The sequence below is a fragment of the Nocardiopsis codii genome, from assembly GCF_036327455.1.
GTDB lineage: Bacteria > Actinomycetota > Actinomycetes > Streptosporangiales > Streptosporangiaceae > Nocardiopsis > Nocardiopsis codii.
Genome location: NZ_JAUZMY010000004.1, coordinates 245133 through 263750, shown reverse-complemented (window position 1 = coordinate 263750; position 18618 = coordinate 245133). Strand labels below are relative to the sequence as shown.

Annotated in this window: 13 protein-coding genes; 6 read left to right on the top strand and 7 right to left on the bottom strand. The window is 73.2% G+C overall.

Annotated elements, in window-relative coordinates; translation table 11 throughout:
* Nucleotides 1-130: 130 nt before the first annotated feature.
* Complete coding sequence (locus Q8791_RS06520; RefSeq protein WP_330090662.1) at nt 131-373, bottom strand: DUF2630 family protein; 243 nt, start codon at nt 371-373, stop codon at nt 131-133.
* A 279-nt stretch (nt 374-652) separates the two neighbouring features.
* Between Q8791_RS06520 and Q8791_RS06515 the strand changes: the two genes are divergently transcribed.
* Complete coding sequence (locus tag Q8791_RS06515; protein WP_267948783.1) at nt 653-943, top strand: metal-sensitive transcriptional regulator; 291 nt, start codon at nt 653-655, stop codon at nt 941-943.
* Nucleotides 944-1072: 129 nt separating this feature from the next.
* On the opposite strand, the gene Q8791_RS06510 is transcribed toward Q8791_RS06515, so the two are convergent.
* Nucleotides 1073-2449: an NAD(P)/FAD-dependent oxidoreductase gene (locus tag Q8791_RS06510; RefSeq protein ID WP_330090661.1), complete on the bottom strand. Its 1377-nt coding sequence runs from the start codon at nt 2447-2449 to the stop codon at nt 1073-1075.
* Nucleotides 2450-2751: 302 nt separating this feature from the next.
* Between Q8791_RS06510 and Q8791_RS06505 the strand changes: the two genes are divergently transcribed.
* Nucleotides 2752-3438 carry a hypothetical protein gene (locus Q8791_RS06505; RefSeq protein WP_330090660.1) on the top strand — a complete coding sequence of 229 codons (687 nt, stop codon included), beginning with the start codon at nt 2752-2754 and terminating at the stop codon, nt 3436-3438.
* Between the two features lie 132 nt (nt 3439-3570).
* On the opposite strand, the gene Q8791_RS06500 is transcribed toward Q8791_RS06505, so the two are convergent.
* From Q8791_RS06500 to Q8791_RS06485, 4 genes are all read right to left on the bottom strand, one after another.
* Nucleotides 3571-3840: a DUF6510 family protein gene (locus Q8791_RS06500; RefSeq protein WP_330090659.1), complete on the bottom strand. Its 270-nt coding sequence runs from the start codon at nt 3838-3840 to the stop codon at nt 3571-3573.
* Nucleotides 3840-4571: an FAD-binding oxidoreductase gene (locus Q8791_RS06495; RefSeq protein WP_330090676.1), complete on the bottom strand. Its 732-nt coding sequence runs from the start codon at nt 4569-4571 to the stop codon at nt 3840-3842. The genes Q8791_RS06500 and Q8791_RS06495 overlap by 1 nt, the downstream gene beginning before the upstream one ends.
* Entirely contained in the window at nt 4571-5170 is a 600-nt protein-coding gene (locus tag Q8791_RS06490) for a sulfite oxidase-like oxidoreductase (protein WP_330090658.1), read from the bottom strand. The genes Q8791_RS06495 and Q8791_RS06490 overlap by 1 nt, the downstream gene beginning before the upstream one ends.
* Before the next feature lie 115 nt (nt 5171-5285).
* Entirely contained in the window at nt 5286-5876 is a 591-nt protein-coding gene (locus Q8791_RS06485; RefSeq protein WP_330090657.1) for an SACE_7040 family transcriptional regulator, read from the bottom strand.
* A gap of 147 nt (nt 5877-6023) precedes the next feature.
* On the opposite strand from Q8791_RS06485, the gene Q8791_RS06480 reads away from it, so the two are divergent.
* The 4 genes from Q8791_RS06480 to fxlM all read left to right on the top strand — a co-directional run bounded on the left by Q8791_RS06480 (nt 6024) and on the right by fxlM (nt 12357).
* Nucleotides 6024-7634, top strand: a complete 1611-nt coding sequence (locus Q8791_RS06480; RefSeq protein ID WP_330090675.1) for a carboxyl transferase domain-containing protein — start codon at nt 6024-6026, stop codon at nt 7632-7634.
* A 7-nt stretch (nt 7635-7641) separates the two neighbouring features.
* On the top strand, nt 7642-9777 hold the full coding sequence (locus tag Q8791_RS06475; protein WP_330090656.1) for an ATP-binding protein: 2136 nt from the start codon (nt 7642-7644) through the stop codon (nt 9775-9777).
* On the top strand, nt 9777-10934 hold the full coding sequence (locus tag Q8791_RS06470) for an acyl-CoA dehydrogenase family protein (RefSeq protein ID WP_330090655.1): 1158 nt from the start codon (nt 9777-9779) through the stop codon (nt 10932-10934). The genes Q8791_RS06475 and Q8791_RS06470 overlap by 1 nt, the downstream gene beginning before the upstream one ends.
* A 184-nt stretch (nt 10935-11118) precedes the next feature.
* Entirely contained in the window at nt 11119-12357 is a 1239-nt protein-coding gene (gene fxlM, locus Q8791_RS06465; protein WP_330090654.1) for a methyltransferase, FxLD system, read from the top strand.
* Between the two features lie 148 nt (nt 12358-12505).
* Here fxlM and Q8791_RS06460 read toward each other — a convergent pair whose 3' ends face one another.
* Nucleotides 12506-17995: an ATP-binding protein gene (locus Q8791_RS06460; protein ID WP_330090653.1), complete on the bottom strand. Its 5490-nt coding sequence runs from the start codon at nt 17993-17995 to the stop codon at nt 12506-12508.
* Between the last annotated feature and the right edge of the window lie 623 nt (nt 17996-18618).

Genomic DNA, 18618 nt, shown 5'->3' with positions numbered 1-18618 from the left:
TGCCGGTTCGGTCGAAGGTCGTCTCAGTCATTGGCAGCACCTTACGGCCCCCCGCCCCGGCGCCGGTGTATCCGTGTTGACGCTCACGGAGCACACGAAGTTTCGCCCTGCGGTGCACCGGTTTCCCGGGCTACTGCCGATAGTTCTCGACCTCGGCGGCGGGTCGGACGCGCGCGTCGTCGGGGTCCTGGCCGAACTCGCTGCGGGCCCGCCGCTGCCGGAGCAGGTCCCAGCACTGGTCCAGGGCCTCCTCGACCTCCTTCATGCGGCCGCGCTCCTCCGGCTCCAGACCCCCGGCGGAGCGGAGCGCGTGCTCCTCGTCCATCAGTCCCCGGATGGTGGTCATGATGTCGTTCTCGGCGCTTTCGCTCATACCGCCATCGTCGGCTCGCCCCGGTGCGGGGGCAAGGCCCCTGCCCCGGGCTTACCCAGATCAGACCGGACGTTTACGGCCTTCCCCGAGGGGCGCTCCGGGCCGCGGACGGCGAGGCGATCAACCCTCGTTCGTCTGGGAAACTCCTACTACGGCCACATTGACCACCACGCGCACACCCGGGGCGGGACGGCGGAATGCGTCCCACACCCCCGCCGTTGAATACCTAGAGGGGGTATGGTAATGGCATCTGAGCAGGAACAACACGGAAGCGGGACCATGGCTGCGACCCACGGTTACAGCAACGACAAGCAGAGTCACATCAACCGCCTGCGCCGGATCGAGGGACAGATCCGCGGGCTCCAGCGCATGGTCGAGGACGACCAGTACTGCATCGACATCCTGACCCAGACGTCGGCGGTGAACAAGGCTCTCCGGTCCTTCTCCCTGGCCATCCTCGACGAACACCTCAAGCACTGCGTCGCCCACGCCGTCGCCAACGGCGGCGAGGAGGCCGACGAGAAGGTCCGCGAGGCGTCCGAGGCGATCGCCCGACTCGTCCGCTCCTAGGCCGCGTTCCCCCGCCCTCGGCGTCGGCGTCGGCCGCGGCCGGACACGGGTCGGCCGGCCGCCGGAGCACCGACGGCCGGCCGGTCGTGTGCACAGGGCCCCGGCGCCCGCGGCCGGGCCCGTGCGGCCTCAGTCCTCGCCGTAGCGCTCGCGCTCGTTCTCGAGCAGGCGCGCCCCCTCCTTGGACGAGGACGCCGGGTCCAGGTAGTCGACGGCCTCGTTGGCGACGAACGACGACGGCCGGCCGTCGTCGGCGAAGCCCATCCGCGACACATCGCCCCCGGTGAACGCCCGTATCCCCCAGTTGGCCAGGATGCGCGCCCTCGCGGTCGGTGACGGCACCGACATCATGTGGTAGCCGCGCGTCACCCCCAGGGCGGCGAGTCCGCTCAGGTCGAACTGGAGCACCCTCGCGAGCGCGTCCCTGCCGCTGAGGTCCACCACCAGCCCCATGTCCTTGTGCCGGAACTCGCGCAGGGGGCGCCCCAGGAGGGACGCGACCACGTTGCCGGCGACGGTGGAGGCCTGGCGGGTGGCGTACTGGGCGGTCGGCGGGCAGTAGGCGCTCTCGGCGTGCGAGAGGTTGGGCACCGCCGCCGCGTCACCGATGGCGAACACCTCCGGGACCCCGGGGACGCTCAGGTCGGCCCCCACTTCGAGGCGTCCGCGCTGCGTGGGCTTGCCCAGGGTCTCCATGAGCGGGCTGGGTGTGACGCCCGCCGTCCAGATCAGCGTCCGGCAGGGAAGGGCGCGGCCGTCGGTGAGGACCACCTTGTCCGCACTCACCTCGCGCACGGACACCTTGAGCTTGACCTCGATCCCCAGGGACCGCAGCAGGTCGAGCGCCTTGCGCCCCAGCCGGTCGCCGAGTTCGGGCAGCACCTTGGGAGCGATGTCGACGAGGTGCCAGCGGATCACAGAGCGCAGCTCGGGGTAGCGCTTGGCCGCCTCCTGGCACAGCCGCATGAGCGACGCGGCCGTCTCGACACCGGTGTAGCCTCCGCCGACCACGACGAAGCGGCACCGCTCCTCGCGTTCGGCCGGGTCGCGGGTGTCGTTGGCCATCTCCAGCTGGGCGAGGACGTGGTCGCGCAGGAGCACGGCCTCCGCCAGGGTCTTGGCCCCGTAGGCGTGCTCGGTGAGCCCGGGGATGTCGAAGGCCCGCGTGAGCCCTCCGGGAGCCAGTACGAGGCGGTCGTAGCGGACCGGGGCGAGCTCGCCGGTGGGCCGTCGGACGACGACCACCCGGTCCCGGGTGTCGACGCCCACGGCGTGCCCGGGGATGAGCCTGGTGTCCCGGGTGAGCCGGTGCACGGACATGACCACCGACTGGGGCGTGAGCAGCCCGGACGCGACCTGGGGCAGCAGCGGGCTGTAGAGCATGTAGTCGTGCGGGGCGACGAGGGCGATGTCCGCCGCCCCCGACGGGATACGGCGTTCGAGGTGACGCAGGGTGTGGAATCCACCGAAACCCGCGCCGACCACCACGATCCGAGGCCGAGACATATGTGCACCGCTCCTTCTCCGTGTCGTGGTGCGGGACGTCATGTTGCGTCTGGGGGACGTTGGACGCAGGCGTACCCACTTCACCGCGGCCAAATGTATGACCGAAGGGTGCGATCGGGACGTTCCCCCACAAGGCGTTCCGGGGACTTTGTCGCCTCTTGGCACGGGCCCGGAAAGACGTACGCGCCATTCAACCCCGTGTAACCGTCACGTGACCCGTGACCCTGAAGACTGGATCACTATATGTAACAGCACGATCACGATTCGTGTTGCCACCTGACGTGAAGGAGCCGTGACAGCGTATGCGTCCGTTCACCAGGATCGCCGCCACCACCGCACTGGCCGGAGGGCTGACCGTGTTCGGCGCGGGCGCCGCCCTCGCCGCAGCACCGGAGGTCCCCGGGGGCTGGGCCCCCCACGGGACGTTCGAGGACGTCACCACGCAGGCCCTCGGGGGCTGGATCGACCGAGGCCCCGCCAACCCCGAGAACGACGCCGACCCCGTTCCGGCGAACGCTCCCGGGAAGGGTGGCGCCGACGGCGCCCAGAGCCCGGCCGACACCTTCGAACCGGTCCAGGAGGCCCCGGGCGAGGCGACCGGACCCGTGGAGGGGGCGCCCGAGGCCGCCGGCGAGGCCCCGGCGGAGGAGACTCCCCCCGCCGCGGACGGGGTCGAGGGCCCGGGCGACACGACCGGGCCGGGCGCGCCCGCGGAGGGCGCCGCCGACGGGACCCAGGCCCCCGCGCAGCCCGCCGAGGGCGCCGAGGCTCCCGCGAAGCCCGCCGAAGGCGCTGAGGCTCCCGCGAAGCCCGCCGAGGGTGCCGAGGCCCCGGCCGAGGTCACCGAGCCCGCTCAGGGTGCCGAGGCTCCCGCGAAGCCCGACGAGGCTCCCGCCGGGCCCGCCGACGTGGTCGAGGCCCCGGCCGAGGTCACCGACGGGGCCCAGGCCCCCGCGGAGCCCGCCGGCGCGGTCGGCGCACAGCCGTAGCGACGCCGCCGGGACGCCCCGCCGAGGGGCGTTCCGGCACACTCCCGTGGGGGCGGGGACGGGCGGCAGGCCGATCGCCCGTCCCCGTCCGGGCCGTCGGCCCGGGCCGCGGCCGCGAGCGCCACCGCCCCCTCACGGCTCCAGCCGCACGCGGACGACCCCCGTTCCGCCCAGGTCCACCCAGACGCTGTCGGGTGTGCGCACCAGACGCAGGACCAGCGTCCTGCACACGGGACAGCTCGCCACCAGCCCCGGCCCGTCCACGGTGACGTGCAGCTCGGCGAACACCCCGCACGCCCCGCACACCGCGCACCGGCGCTCGGCGGCGGTCAGGTCCACGGACAGGATCTCCGACAGCGGGCCCGCCAGGGCGTTGGCGTCGATGTGGTCCGGTTCCGCCATCAGGCACCTCCACCGGATCCGAACCGCTCGGTCCGGACCCGTCTCGGGTCGTGCCCCAGCGCCACCAGTACGTCGGACGCCGCCTCCACGAAGCCGGTCGGCCCGCACACGTAGCACACCGGGGCGAACTCGGCCGGGAACCCGTGGGTGTTCAGCTCGGCCGCGCCCAGACGCCCCGGCGCCCGGGGCGAGCCCTCCGGCGCCCGGCGCGTGTAGGCGACGAACACGTCCACTCCCCCGTCACCGGGCCGGTGCACCCCCAGTTCTCCCCGGAAGTACCGGTCCTCGGGCGTGCGCACCGAGTACAGGACGCGGAACAGGGCCCGGCTTCCCACCCGGCGTCTCTCACGCACCATGGCCATCAGGGGCACCACCCCTGAGCCGCCGCCCACCAGGACCACCGGGTCGGGGGACTTGGCGTCCCACACGAACCAGCCGCCCAGCGGGCCCCGCACCTCCACCGCGTCCCCGGGCGCGAACACGTCCACGAGGTAGGGGGAGACCTCGCCGCCCTCCACCCGCTGGACGGTGAGCTCGACCCGCTCCCCCTCGTCGGCCGAGGCCACCGAGTAGCCGCGCTGGGCGGTGTAGCCGTCCTCGTCGGTCAGCCGTACGTCCACGTGCTGGCCCGCCCGGTGGCCCGGCCAGCCGGGCACGTCCAGCACGAGGGTCCGGGCGCTGTCGGTCTCCCACCGGTCGGCCACCAGTGTCGCGGGCCGCCAGGCGACCATCAGTCGCCCCGGTAGCGCTGCTCGCGCCACGGGTCGCCGTAGTCGTGGTAGCCGGCCTGTTCCCAGAAACCGGGCTCGTCCTGGTGGAGCAGGCTGATCCCGCGTACCCACTTGGCCGACTTCCAGAAGTACAGGTGCGGGACGAGCAGCCGTGCGGGTCCCCCGTGCTCGGCCGCCAGGGGCTCGCCGTCGAAGGTGTGCACGACCCACGCCTGGCCGTCGGTGAGGTCCTGGAGCGGGAGGTTCGTCGTGTAGCCGCCGTAGCTGGCCGCGAGGGCGTACTCGGCGGTGGTCTCCACGTCCTCCAGCAGGACGTCGAGGCTGACGCCCGCCCATTCGGTGTCGAGCTTCGACCAGCGGGTCACGCAGTGGATGTCGACGCGGGGGTGTTCCTGGGGCAGGGCCCGGAACTCCTCCCAGGTCCACACCCGGGTCTCCCCGGTCTCCGACGCGACGGTGAAGGTCCACTCGTCGGTGCCCACCCGGGGCGTCGGTCCGGCGGACAGGACGGGGAAGTCGTGGGTCTCGTACTGCCCCGGAGGCACCCGGGCGGGGTCCTGGCCCCCGCGCCCGTGAAAGCCCCTGGTCACCACGTTCATGTCTACCTCCAGGATCGGTGTCCGGCGAGGTGTACCCCGGCCGGGGTCACCCCACGGCATCGCGGTCCCCAATTCCCGCCACCCGCGTCCGGCCCGCGCCACGGCCGGCGGAGGGTCACACCGGTGACGGCGCGGTGTCGGGGGCGGTGAGGGCCGCCCGGCCCATGGACAGCAGGAGTTCGGCCATGTGCGGGCGGGGCAGGTCGCCCCTGCTGTGGGGGGTGGAGTTGAGCAGTCCGAACACGGCGTGCACAGCGGCCCGGAGCACGGTCGGGGACACGCCGGGGCGGAGTTCGGCGAGCACGCCCACCCACTCCTCGACGTAGCCGCGCTGGAGACGGCGCACGCGCCTCCGGTCGGCGTCGGTGAGGTTGCCCAGCTCGCGGTCGTGCACGGTGATCAGGGCCGGCTCGTCCAGCGCGAACGCGATGTGTCCGCGCAGCAGCGACTCCAGGGCGCCGTCCGCGTCCGCCGCGTCCGCCACCAGCTCCGCGCCCTGCCTCGCCAACCGGTCGCTGATGTCGACCAGTACCTCGCCGAGCAGTGCCCGCTTGCCGGGGAAGTGCCGGTACAGGGCGGGGCCGGTCGTGCCGACGGCGCGGCCGAGGTCGTCGATGGACACCCCCCGGTAGCCGCGTTCGGCGAAGAGCTCCGCCGCCGCGCCCAGGATCGCCGTCCGGCGCTCGCCCGTCGGTCTCGGCCCCATCCGCTCCGCCTCTCCCTCACCCTCGGGTGGCTCCGGGGTGAGTCGCACCGTCCGGGCCCTGGACACCCATGTTAGTAGTTACTAACATCACGGTTGTTAGTGAGCATTAACATCCCTCCATGAGAGGACACCATGAGCAGGGCATCAGTGCTCGGCTCGGCGGTGGACACCGCCGGGCCCGCGTTCGCCGCCAACGACGCGGCGAACCGCGCCCTCGCCCTGGAGCTGCGCGAGCGTATCGCCACCGCGGCGCTGGGCGGCCCGGAGAAGACCCGGGCACGGCACGTCGAACGCGGCAAACTCCTGCCGCGCGACCGCGTCGACCTCCTCCTCGACCCGGGCTCGCCCTTCCTGGAGATCTCCCCCCTGGCCGCCGACGGCCTCTACGGCAAGGACGGCCGGGACGCGCCCGGCGCCGGGATGATCGCGGGTGTCGGCCGGGTCATGGGCCGGACGGTGGTCGTGGTCGCCAACGACGCCACGGTCAAGGGCGGCAGCTACTACCCGATGACCGTCAAGAAGCACCTGCGCGCCCAGGAGGTGGCGCTGCACAACCGCCTCCCGTGCGTCTACCTCGCCGACTCGGGCGGCGCCTTCCTGCCGATGCAGGACGACGTGTTCCCCGACCGCGAGCACTTCGGGCGCATCTTCTACAACCAGGCCACCATGTCGAGGCTGGGCATCCCGCAGGTCGCCGCGGTGCTGGGGTCGTGCACGGCGGGCGGCGCCTACGTCCCGGCCATGAGCGACGAGGCGGTCATCGTCCGTGACCAGGGCACCGTCTTCCTGGGCGGTCCGCCGCTCGTGAAGGCGGCCACGGGCGAGGTCGTCACCGCCGAGGAGCTGGGCGGGGGCGACCTGCACTCCCGGGTGTCCGGGGTCACCGACCACCTGGCCGACGACGACGCCCACGCCCTCACCATCGTGCGGCGCATCGCCGACACCCTCGGGCCGCCGGACCGGCCCGCGTGGGAGACGCGCGATCCCCGGCCGCCCGCGCTGGACCCCGGCGAGCTGTACGGGGTGGTCCCGGCCGACACCCGCACCCCCTACGACGTGCGGGAGGTGATCGGACGGGTCGTGGACGGCAGCGAGTTCACCGAGTTCAAGGCCGAGTACGGGACGACACTCGTCACGGGTTTCGCGCACCTCCACGGCCACCCCGTCGGGATCATCGCCAACAACGGCATCCTGTTCGCCGAGTCCGCCCTCAAGGGCGCCCACTTCATCGAGCTGTGCGACCGGCGCGGCATCCCCCTGGTGTTCCTCCAGAACATCTCCGGGTTCATGGTGGGCCGCGACTACGAGGCCGGCGGCATCGCCAAGCACGGCGCGAAGATGGTCACCGCCGTGGCCTGCGCGCGCGTCCCCAAGTTCACCGTCGTCATCGGCGGCTCCTTCGGCGCGGGCAACTACAGCATGTGCGGCCGGGCGTACTCGCCCCGGTTCCTGTGGATGTGGCCCAACGCCCGCATCTCGGTGATGGGCGGGGAGCAGGCCGCCTCGGTGCTGTCCACCGTCCGCCGCGACCAGAAGGAGGGGCGCGGCGAGCCGTGGTCGGCGGAGGACGAGGAGGCCTTCAAGGAGCCCATCCGCGACCAGTACGAGGCACAGGGCAGCCCGTACTACTCGACCGCCCGCCTGTGGGACGACGGCGTCATCGACCCCGCCGACACCCGCGACGTGCTCGCCATGGCCCTGTCCGCCGCCCGCCACGCGCCACTGGACCCGGTGGGCTACGGCGTCTTCCGGATGTGAGGAACCCTTGACCACGACGCCACGAACGTCCCCCTCCCCCGCGACCGTGCTGGTCGCCAACCGGGGCGAGATCGCCCTGCGGATCATCCGCACCCTGAAACGCATGGGGATCGGCTCGGTGGCGGTGCACACCGACGCCGACGCGGGCGCCCCCCACACGCTCGCCGCCGACCTCGCCCTGCGCGTCGACGGCTACCTGGACTCCGCCGCGATCGTCGCGGCGGCCCTGGAGGCGGGTGCCGCCATGGTCCACCCCGGCTACGGCTTCCTGTCCGAGAACGCCGACTTCGCCCGGGCGTGCGCCGGGGCGGGCCTGGTCTTCATCGGGCCCCCGGCCTCCGCGATCGAGGCCATGGGCGACAAGATCCGCGCCAAGGACACGGTGGCCGCGGCGGGCGTGCCGGTCCTGGGAGGGTTCACCGAGAAACCCGGCCAGCCGCTGGACGACGACGCCCTGCTGCGCTCAGCGGAGGAGACCGGGTACCCGCTGCTCATCAAGCCGTCCGCGGGCGGCGGCGGCAAGGGCATGCGGGCCGTCCGCTCCGCCGCCGACCTGGTGTCCGCCGCGGCCGCCGCCCGCCGGGAGGCGCTGGCGTCCTTCGGCGACTCCACCCTGCTGGTGGAACGCCTGGTGCGGCGGCCCCGGCATATCGAGGTGCAGGTCCTCGCCGACGGCCACGGCACCGTCGTCCACCTGGGCGAACGCGAGTGCAGCCTGCAACGCCGCCACCAGAAGGTGGTGGAGGAGGCCCCGTCCCCCCTGCTCACCGCCGCCCAGCGCACGGCCATGGGCGAGGCCGCCGTGGCCGCGGCGCGGTCCTGCGGGTACACGGGCGCGGGAACGGTCGAGTTCATCGCCGAGGAGTCCGCGGACGGAGGGGACGCCGGGCTGGCGTTCTCGTTCCTGGAGATGAACACCCGGCTCCAGGTGGAGCACCCGGTCACCGAGGAGGTCGTCGCGATCCGGGGCGAACGCGGTGTCGACCTGGTCGAACTCCAGGTCCGGGTGGCCCTGGGCGAGCCGCTGCCGTTCGGACAGGACGACGTGTCCTGGCAGGGGCACGCCGTGGAGTCGCGGATCTACGCCGAGGACGCCGACCGGGGGTTCCTGCCCACGGGCGGTCCGGTCCTGGCCCTGTCCGAGCCCGCCGGAGCCCGGGTGGACTCCGGGGTGGCGGTGGGGGGCGAGGTGACCTCCGCGTTCGACCCGATGCTCGCCAAGGTCATCACCTGGGGACCGGACCGCGCCGAGGCGCTGCGCCGGATGGACGCCGCCCTGGCCGGGTACGTGCTGCTGGGGTGCGTCACCAACACCGCGTTCCTGCGCAGGCTGCTGCGCCACCCGCGCGTGGTGGCGGGCGACCTGAGCACCGACCTGATCGAGTCGGAGCCGCCGGAGCCCGCGCCCGGGACGCTCCCCGAGCACGTGTACGCGGCGGCCGCGCTCGACCACCAGCTGGACCTGGAGCCCGGCCCCGGATCCCCGCCGGCGGACCGGTTCGGCACCCCCGACGGGTGGCGGATGGGCGGCCCGGCGTGGACGCCGTGGCGCCTGCGGGCTCCCGGGCACGACTCGGCGGTCGTCCGCGTCCGCCGCGACGGTGCGGCCGGCGCCCGGGAACCAGGGGCGGTGCCGGGCGCCTACCTGGTGCGGGTGGACGACGGCGCGCCGGTCGCCGCACGGGCCCGCCGCTCCGCCGACGGGTCCCGCCTGACCGTCACCCACGCGGGCCGGACCCGCACCTACGCGCGCGCCTGCGACCCCGCCACGGGGCACCGGTGGCTGGGCGCCGACGGCACCGCGTGGTCCCTGCACGAGGAGCCGGTCGCGTCGGCGCTGCGCGACGACGACGCCGCGTCCGACGGAACCGTGCGCAGTCCCATGCCCGGGACGGTGCTCGCCGTTCCCGTGGAGGTCGGCCAGACGGTGCGCGAGGGAACCCCCCTCGCCGTCGTGGAGGCCATGAAGATGGAGCACTCCGTCCCCTCACCCTTCGACGGCACCGTCACCCGCGTGGCGGTGCGCCCGGGGGCGTCCGTGCCCATGGACGCCGCCCTGGTCACCGTCGAACCCGGCGAACCCGGCGGCACCCCGTCGGGCCCGTCCGTTTCCACCCCCGCCACCAGCGAGGAGCACCAGTGATGAGCCGTCACCAGCTGTCGACCGAGCACGCCGACCTCAGGGCCGCCGTGGAGGAGTTCGCACGGACCGAGGTCGCCCCGGTCATCGGCGACTTCTACGAGCGGGGCGCGTTCCCGTACGAGATCGTCGCCAAGATGGGCCGGATGGGGCTCTTCGGGCTGCCGTTCCCCGAGGAGCACGGTGGCATGGGCGGCGACTACTTCGCCCTGTGCCTCGCCCTGGAGGAGTTGGCCAGGGTGGACTCGTCGGTGGCGATCACCCTGGAGGCGGGGGTGTCGCTGGGCGCCATGCCCCTGTACAGGTTCGGCACCGAGGAGCAGCGGAAGACCTACCTGCCCGGGCTCACGTCCGGCGAGGCGCTGGGGGCGTTCGGGCTGACCGAACCGGGCGGCGGCTCCGACGCGGGGGCGACCAGGACCACCGCCCGGCTGGAGGACGGCGAGTGGGTGATCAACGGGACCAAGTCGTTCATCACGAACTCGGGCACCGACATCACCGCCCTGGTCACGGTCACCGCCGTCACCGGGCGGCGCGAGGACGGTCGGCCGGAGATCTCCTCGATCCTGGTGCCGAGGGGCACGCCGGGGTTCTCCGTCGGCCAGAAGTACTCGAAGGTCGGGTGGAACGCCTCCGACACCAACGAGCTGGTGTTCGAGGACTGCCGGGTCCCCGAGGCGAACCTGGTGGGCGAGCGCGGGCGCGGGTACGCGCAGTTCCTGCGGATCCTGGACGAGGGCCGTATCGCCATCGCCGCGCTCTCCGTCGGCCTCGCGCAGGGGTGCGTGGACGAGAGTGTGCGCTACGCCCACGAGCGGCACGCCTTCGGCCACCCGATCGGGCACTACCAGGCGATCCAGTTCAAGATCGCCGAGATGGAGTCGCGGGTGTACGGGGCGCGGCTGGCGTACTACGACGCGGCCTCGCGCATGCTGGCGGGCGAGCCGTTCAAGAAGGAGGCGGCGATCGCGAAGCTGCTGGCCTCCAACGCCGCCATGGACAACGCGCGCGACGCCACACAGGTGTTCGGCGGCTACGGGTTCATGAACGACTACCCCGTGGGCCGGTTCTACCGGGACGCGAAGATCCTGGAGGTCGGCGAGGGAACGAGCGAGGTGCAGAAGATGCTCATCGCCCGTGAGCTGGGGCTCCCCGCCTGAGGTGTGGCGCGCCGGTGCTCCGGTGCTCCGGGGGCCGCGCCGGCGCGGCCCCCGGACGCCGCGCCCCGGCCCCGGGGTGGTTCCGGGACAGGCCCGCCTCTGCCACGCTGGACCGCACGCGGGCGCGGTCGGACGGGGCCGACCACAGCACCCGGCGCGCCCGCCGTCCACGGAGGAGGCCACGGTGAACGGCGACGAGGACACACCCCGGGCGAACACCCCCGCACGCCTGCGCGAGGCCCTGGTGGACGAGGTCGCCGCCCGGCGCTCCCTGCTCGGCCCGCCCCTGAGCCCCCGGGTCGAGGCCGCACTGCGCACGGCGCCCCGCCACCTCTTCCTCCCCGGACGCCCCCTGGAACAGGCCTACGCCGACATGCCCGTCGTCACCAGGACCGACGCGGAGGGGGTCCCCACGAGCTCGGTCTCCCAACCGGCCATGGTCGCCGCGATGCTCGACCAGCTCCGGCCCGAACCGGGACACCGCGTCCTCGAGATCGGCTCGGGCGGCTACAACGCCGCGCTCCTGAGCGAACTGGTCGGCCCCGCCGGCTCGGTCACCACCATGGACATCGACCCCGACGTCACCGCACGCGCCCGGTCCGCCCTGGACGCGGCGGGCTACGACCGGGTCGAGGTCGTCCTCGCGGACGGCGAGTTCGGTCTCCCCGACCGCGCGCCCTTCGACCGGATCATCGTCACCGTCGAGGCGTGGGACATCCCTCCCGCCTGGCCCGGACAGCTGGCCCGGGGCGGCCGGATCGTCACACCGCTCCGTCTGCGCGGCCTCACCCGCTCCCTGGCACTGGAACAGGACGGCGACCACCTCGTGAGCCGATCCGACGAGATGTGCGCCTTCGTCGCGATCCAGGGAGTGGGCGAGAGCCCCGTGCTCCGCATCCCCCTGTACGGCGCGGAGGTGGGCCTGGTGCTCGAAAAAGGTCCGGGGATCGATCCCGTGTCCCTGGCGGGCGCCCTGGCCGCTCCGAGGGTGGACCTGCACTCGGGCGTCGAACTCGGCCCGGTCGGCCCCCTCTCCGGGCTGGACCTGTGGCTGGCCTGCGCCTTCCCGGGCTTCTGCCTGCTCACCGCCACCCCGTGGGCGGTCGGGCACGGCCTGGTCGCCCCCGCCTGGGCCGCGGGGACCCCCGCCCTGGCGGAGGGGGGAGCCTTCGCCTACCAGGGGGCGCCCGAGCACGCGGGGCACGGACCGCTCCGGGCCGAGTTCGTCGTCCACGGGCACGGGCCCGGGGCCGACGACCTCGCGGCCCGGCTCGCCGGGCAGGCCCGGGTCTGGGACCGGGACCACCGGTCCGGCCCGGGGCCGGTCTTCACCGTCCATCCGGCCGGCACACCCGACGACCGGCTCCCCGGCGGGTTCGTCATCGACAAGCGCCACACCCGGGTGGTCGTCACCTGGCCCTGAGCCGGGCACGACCGCTTCCGGGCCCCGGCCACGCGGTACCCGCGCCGCTCGGGCACGCGGGCGCCGCGCGGGGGCGGGACTCGTCCGCCCCGCCCCCGGAAAACGCCGGGACCGGCCGTGCGGGCGGCACGACCGGTCCCGAGCGACGTCAGCGCTTCATGCCGTGTTCGATGGCCTCGATGATCCGCGGCCGCAGTTCGGCGGCGCTGATGATCGCGTCAACCGAACCGACCTCGACCGCGCGCTGGATGCTGTGCACCGAGTCGAACTCCGCGGCCACCTCGCCGAGCTTCTCCGCGCGGACGGCGGACTGCACCTCGGCGAGACGGGCGTTGAGCGCCGCCCGCTCGGCGGCGTCGGCCGCCGAAACCTGTGCGTGCAGCTCGGTCACCCGCGGGTCGTTCGCGGTGCGGTTGTTCACCTCGCCGGAGAACACCACGGCCGCCGCGGGGGCGCCGCCGAGCACCGAGGCGTACGAGCCCTCCAGCGCCAGCACCGTCATGTTCGGGTTGAGCGCCTTGGAGAACACCACGAACGCGCCGCCGTGGTAGCGGGAGATCACGCAGAACACGATGGGACCGTCGAAGTTCACGATCGCCCGGCCGATCTCGGCCCCGTACTCCAGCTGGAGGTTGCGCATCGACTCCGGCGAACCGTCGAACCCGGACAGGTTGGCCAGCACGACCAGCGGCCGGTTGCCGGACGCCGCGTTGATCGCCCGCGCGGTCTTCTTCGACGACCGTGGGAACAGGGTTCCCGCGGTGTAGGTGTCCGGTCCGTCGGTGGGCGGGAAGCCGCGACGCGGCACCGACCGCGACTCGATACCGACCAGGCAGACCGGCCAGCCGCCGATGTGCACGTCCTGGACCGCCGACGTGTCGGCGTCGGCCATGCCCGCCCAGCGCTCCAGCGCCTGGTGGTCCTGGTCGGACAGCGCACGCATGACCGTGCGGATGTCGAACGGCTTCTTGCGGTCCGGGTTGTGCTCGGCGGAGAAGATCTGGCCGACCGTGGTGAAGTCGCTGCCCTCGATCTCGTGCGGGAAGTCGGAGACGTCGCGGTCGACCGGGTCGCTCGTGTCCGCCTTGCGCGGCGCGCCCTCACCGGGGACCACGTAGGTGTGGTCGTAGTGCGCCATCAGCACGTCGCGGGCGCCGGGCAGGTTGGGCGCCCAGTACTGGGCCTGGCCGTTGGGGCCCATCACCCGGTCGTAGCCGCCGATGCCGAAGTTGTCCTCGGCCGACACGCCGCCGGAGAAGTCCAGCGACTGCTTGCCGGTGAGCACCATCGCCGAGTCCGGCGTCATCACGAGGATGCCCTTGGTGTGCATGAGCATCGTCGCCTCGGCGTTCCAGTACGGCTGGGCGCCGACGTTGATGCCCGCGACGACGATGTTGATCTCGCCGCCGTCCTGGGTGAACGTGACGATCCGCTTCAGCGCGGCCGCGACCCAGTCCATGTTCTCGGTTCCCGAGGACATCGAGATCCGCGCACCCGCCGAGAGCGCGAACCACTCCAGGGGCACCCGCATCCGCTCGGCCAGGTCGATCGCGGCGATCACCCGGGAGCACTCGGGCTCCGACAGCGCGCCCAGGGCCTTGGTGGGGTCTCCGAGCAGCACGACGCGGGTGACGCCCTCGGGGTGCCGCGCGGTGGGCGTCGTGACGACTCCCGCGACGATCGCCGCGGAGTTGCCGCCCTTGGGCCGGTCCACGGGCACCAGCACGCCGTGCGCGTCGAGGTCGTGCTCGACGAAGCGGCCCTCGGGGCCGGCGAGCAGTCCGGTCAGCTCGTACGGGTAGGCGGTGCCGCGCCGTGCCGCGCGGAGCACCTTCTGGCGGTAGTCGTCCAGCGGCGGCACCGGTTCGGTCGACGGCTTGTCGACGTCGAGGCGCGCGCCGTGGCCGGGGTCGAGGGTGATCCGCACGGCGACCTCGGTCAGCTCACCCTCGTCGGTGCGCTGACGTGCGATGAACTGGACCTCCTCCAGTCCGGCGCCCTCCGTGGTCGGGAGGATGCGCTGGACCAGCGTGTTGAGCTCGTCGGGGGTCAGCTCGGTCGCCGGCCAGACGTACATCATGATGCGGTTGGTGTCGAAACGCCGGTTCTGCGGACCCTGCGCACGGATGTTGCGGATCGCGTCCAGGCACCCGGCGATCGTGTCCTCCACCACGGGCAGCGCGACCAGGCGGCCGTCGGCGTCGCGCAGCGCCGTCAGGTCGCGGACCTGGCCCATCGCGACGAGCCGCTCGTCGGCCGGGTTTCCGCGCGCCACGGCCTTGAAGAGGTAGATCTCCTCGTCGGCCGAGGGCAGGCGGGTGAGGTCGAACTCGCGCAGCCGCTGCAGCTGGAGGCGCCGCGCGATCTGCGGGTGCAGCCCGCGGATCAGCCGGTCCTCGGTGAAGCCGTCCCCGTCGGGCCGGAAGGTGAAGTGGTGGTGGATCACCGCGCCGCTGGTGCCCGCGACGGTGGTGGTGATGCGGCGGACGCCCGCGGGGACCGGGTGCTCGGCGAGGATCTCCCCGAGCCGCACCGCCATCGCGTCGGCGTCGGGCTGGCCGTCCCACGTGACGTACAGGTCGGCGACCAGGCCCCGCCCGGTGTCGTCGGCGGCGAACCCGCCGACCGCCCCGACGGCGTCGGGCAGGGTGGCGATGTCGACCGCGGTGGTGACCAGGCGTGTCGCACCGTCGGTACCGGTGTGGTCCGCGGTGACGAACCGGCAGCCCGCGGTCTCCCGGACGGTGACGCCGGACAGCCCGCGGTTGCCGTAGTAGCGGCGGGTCAGGACCTCCAGCAGCGGCGCGTGGTCGCGGCCGGGCCGCCCGATCCGCTGGCCGATCAGCCGGACCAGCGGTTCCGCGCTGGCCACCATGGTCTGGATCCGCTCCGCGCGGTCGGGCGCGTCCGGGTTGCGGTCGAGGTAGCGCAGCCCGTCGCGGACGGAGGCGTACACCTCGGCGCGGTTGCGGCGCAGCAGCGGCTGGGCGAACCAGCGGAACACCACGCCCCGTGCCAGGTCGGACACCGCGGGGAAGCGCACCTGGGTGGCCTCGACGAGGTGTTCCAGTGCGCGTCCGGCACGCTCGCTCAGCGACTCCAGGGGCAGCGCCCCGGCCAGCCACTGGCGCAGCAGTTCCGAGACGACCGCGACGTCGGTCGGCATCCGGTGGAGCGCCAGGCAGATCCGGAAGACCGCGGCCTCCAGCTCCGGCGTGCGGTCGAGGTCGGTGATGCCGTAGTGGCCGAGGACCGTGGCGAGCTTGGTCTGGAAGCCCTCCGGGACACCGGCGCGGTCGACGTCGAGGCTCTGGAGGTAGCTGTGGAAGAACTCGCGCGGGCTGTGCACGGGGCTGCGCGGCTCGGACTCGAGGGCGCCGGCCGGCTTGTTGCGGCTCAGCTCGGACAGGTCCGCGAAGACCGTGATCAGGTCCAGCTCGCCCTCGATCGGCCGACCGCCCAGCTCGGCCCGTGCGGTCAGGTAGTCCGACAGCACGCGGCGGCGGTCGTGCGGGTCGACGTCGAAGCCGAGCAGGAGGCTGCGCAGGTCCTGGAGGCCGCGCTCGACGCGCTCGGACGCGGACGCCGCGACGGGCTCCGCCGGCAGCTCGATCTCGACGGTCTCGGCGGGGCCCTCGGCCGCGTCGTCCTCCGCGCCCTCGGCCGCGAGGGGCTCCAGACGCATCAGCGGGGCACCGGACTCGACCTGGCTGCCCACCGACACCGGGCACTCACGCACCCGGGCGCGGAACGGCGCGCGCAGCACCGTCTCCATCTTCATGCTCTCCAGCACCAGGATCGGCGCCCCCGCCTCGACGTCGTCGCCGACCGCCAGGGGCGTCGACACGACCAGGGCGGGCGCGGGCGAGCGTACGACGCCGCCCTCGTCACGGCTGATCCGGTGGGTGACGCCGTCGACCTCGACGAGGTGGATCGGCCCGTGGGTGGCCGACACCAGGCGGAACCGGCGGCCGTTGACCACGATCCGGCCGCTGTGCTCGTCGAAGCGCTCGACCTCCACGTCCGCCGGGTGCACGTCACCGCCGCCGGAGACACCGACCCGGAAGCGCTTCTGGCCGACGCGGGCGACGCTCACGCGGTAGCCCACGCCGCGCAGCTTGAGGTCCAGGGGGCGGCCGCTGTCGTGCTGCACCTGCGGACGGCCGCCGTGGGCGGTGGACAGCAGCCGCCGGCGGCTGGCGTCCTCCTCGTCCTGGTAGGCCTCGATCGCCGCCGCGGCCAGGGCGATCGCGGAGTGCCGGTGGCTGGTCAGACGGCCCTCGGCGCGCACCCTGTCGATCCAGCCGGTGTCGGCGCTGGCGTCGATCACCTCGGGCTGGTCGAGCAGGTCGACCACGAACCCCTTGTTGGTCGCGCCGCCGTCGATGATGACGGTGGTCTCGGCCATGGCGCGGCGCAGGCGGGCCAGCGCCTGCTCGCGGTCACGGCCGTAGGCGATGATCTTGGCGATCATCGAGTCGAAGTCGGCGGGGATGGTGTCGCCCTCGCTGACACCGGTGTCGACGCGGATGCCGGGCCCGGCGGGCAGGATCAGGCGCGCGATGCGGCCGGGGGCGGGCGCGAAGTCGCGGTCGGGGTCCTCGGCGTTGAGCCGGGCCTCGACGGCGTGCCCGGTCTCGACGGGCTGGTCGCCCTCAAGCCGCCCGCCGCCCGCCACGTGCAGCTGCAGCCGGACCAGGTCGGTGCCGGTGGTGATCTCGGTGATCGGGTGCTCGACCTGGAGCCGGGTGTTGACCTCCAGGAAGGCGAACAGCTTCTCACCGGGGTGGTAGAGGAACTCGACGGTGCAGGCTCCGCGGTAGCCGACGGCCACGGCGAGGCGTTCGGCGGAGGCCTTGAGCTCCGCGGTCTGCTCCGGACCCAGGACCGGGGAGGCGGACTCCTCGATGACCTTCTGGTTGCGGCGCTGCACCGAGCAGTCGCGGACGCCGAGCGCCCACGCGGTGCCCTGGCCGTCGGCGATGACCTGGACCTCGACGTGCCGGGCCCCGGTGACCAGGCGCTCCAGGAAGACGACGCCGGAGCCGAAGGCGCGCAGCGCCTCCTGGCTGGTGCGCTCGTAGGCCTCGGTCAGGTCCTCGCTCGAGGCGACCATGCGGATGCCGCGCCCGCCGCCGCCCGCGGTCGCCTTGAGCATCAGCGGGTAGCCGATCTCGTCCCCGGCGCGCAGAGCGTCCTCCAGGGTGGCCACCTCGCCGCGGCTCCACGGAGCGACCGGGACGCCGACCTCCTCGGCGATGAGCTTGGAGCCGATCTTGTCACCGAGCCTGCGCATCGCCTCCGCGCTCGGCCCGACGAAGGTGACGCCGACCTTCTCGCACAGTTCGGCGAAGGCCGGGTCCTCGGCGACGAAGCCCCAGCCGACCCAGGCGGCGTCGGCCCCCGTCTCCACCAGCGCGCGCTCCAGGACGGCGTGGTCGAGGTAGGGGCGCGCCGAGGCCGGGCCCAACGCGTAGGCGACGTCCGCCTCGCGGACGAAGGTCGCGTTGCGGTCGGCGTCGGTGTAGAGGGCGACCGTCTCGATACGCGTCCCTATCTCCGCCGAAAGATCCCGAACGGCGTGGATGAGGCGCATCGCGGCCTCTCCACGGTTGACGATGGCGACACGACTGAACACCGGTTGAGCCTCCCAAGTACCCACGCACAGAAGGCGACCCCCAAAGCCCGGAGCGTCGCCTCCACCTATCTATACCTTGCTCGATCACGACCGGATACATCAATGTCCCGAATCGCCCATGGCGGATCTGCTGTGTTGTGGGAACCCCACAAAAAGCGCCCCCCGTCCCGGGGTCCTACCTCCCTACCATGCGAGGTGTGCCACAAAACGGGCACCCCTCCTCGGGGAGCGGCGAGGAGGTGGCGCGCGGCGGCGCCGACCGGGGGCCGACCGTGTCGCGGGCGACGTGCCCCACCTGGCCCCCAGTGGCCGCATGTCCGCCGAACAATGAGGATTGCCGGAAGGGCGGCGTTTCCCGGCGGGCGTTGTTCGCCGACCCTTCATGGCCGGTTCCGGACAATTCTCACCCTCCGTGCGTATTGAATCACTGCCAGTTCTCGCAGGATTGGCGAAATCGCGCCGGCCGGGCGCGAGAAAGCGCACAGGAACGGCAGAACCGCCGTGTCGGCCCAGGTCGCGGCCGAAGGATCGCATTTACCCGCCATGGTGCTTCTCCTGGTTCAGGCGGGTATGGGGATGACACGCGGGGTACGTGAACTCCGGGGGTCACCGGCGAACGGCAC

Bases quoted from the DNA above. Each gene is read 5' to 3' on its own strand.
- Q8791_RS06495 (WP_330090676.1), bottom strand. From the start codon at position 4,571: ATGGTCGCCTGGCGGCCCGCGACACTGGTGGCCGACCGGTGGGAGACC.
- Q8791_RS06505 (WP_330090660.1), top strand. From the start codon at position 2,752: ATGCGTCCGTTCACCAGGATCGCCGCCACCACCGCACTGGCCGGAGGG.
- Q8791_RS06520 (WP_330090662.1), bottom strand. From the start codon at position 373: ATGAGCGAAAGCGCCGAGAACGACATCATGACCACCATCCGGGGACTG.
- Q8791_RS06515 (WP_267948783.1), top strand. From the start codon at position 653: ATGGCTGCGACCCACGGTTACAGCAACGACAAGCAGAGTCACATCAAC.
- Q8791_RS06510 (WP_330090661.1), bottom strand. From the start codon at position 2,449: ATGTCTCGGCCTCGGATCGTGGTGGTCGGCGCGGGTTTCGGTGGATTC.
- Q8791_RS06490 (WP_330090658.1), bottom strand. From the start codon at position 5,170: ATGAACGTGGTGACCAGGGGCTTTCACGGGCGCGGGGGCCAGGACCCC.
- Q8791_RS06500 (WP_330090659.1), bottom strand. From the start codon at position 3,840: ATGGCGGAACCGGACCACATCGACGCCAACGCCCTGGCGGGCCCGCTG.
- Q8791_RS06485 (WP_330090657.1), bottom strand. From the start codon at position 5,876: ATGGGGCCGAGACCGACGGGCGAGCGCCGGACGGCGATCCTGGGCGCG.
- Q8791_RS06470 (WP_330090655.1), top strand. From the start codon at position 9,777: ATGAGCCGTCACCAGCTGTCGACCGAGCACGCCGACCTCAGGGCCGCC.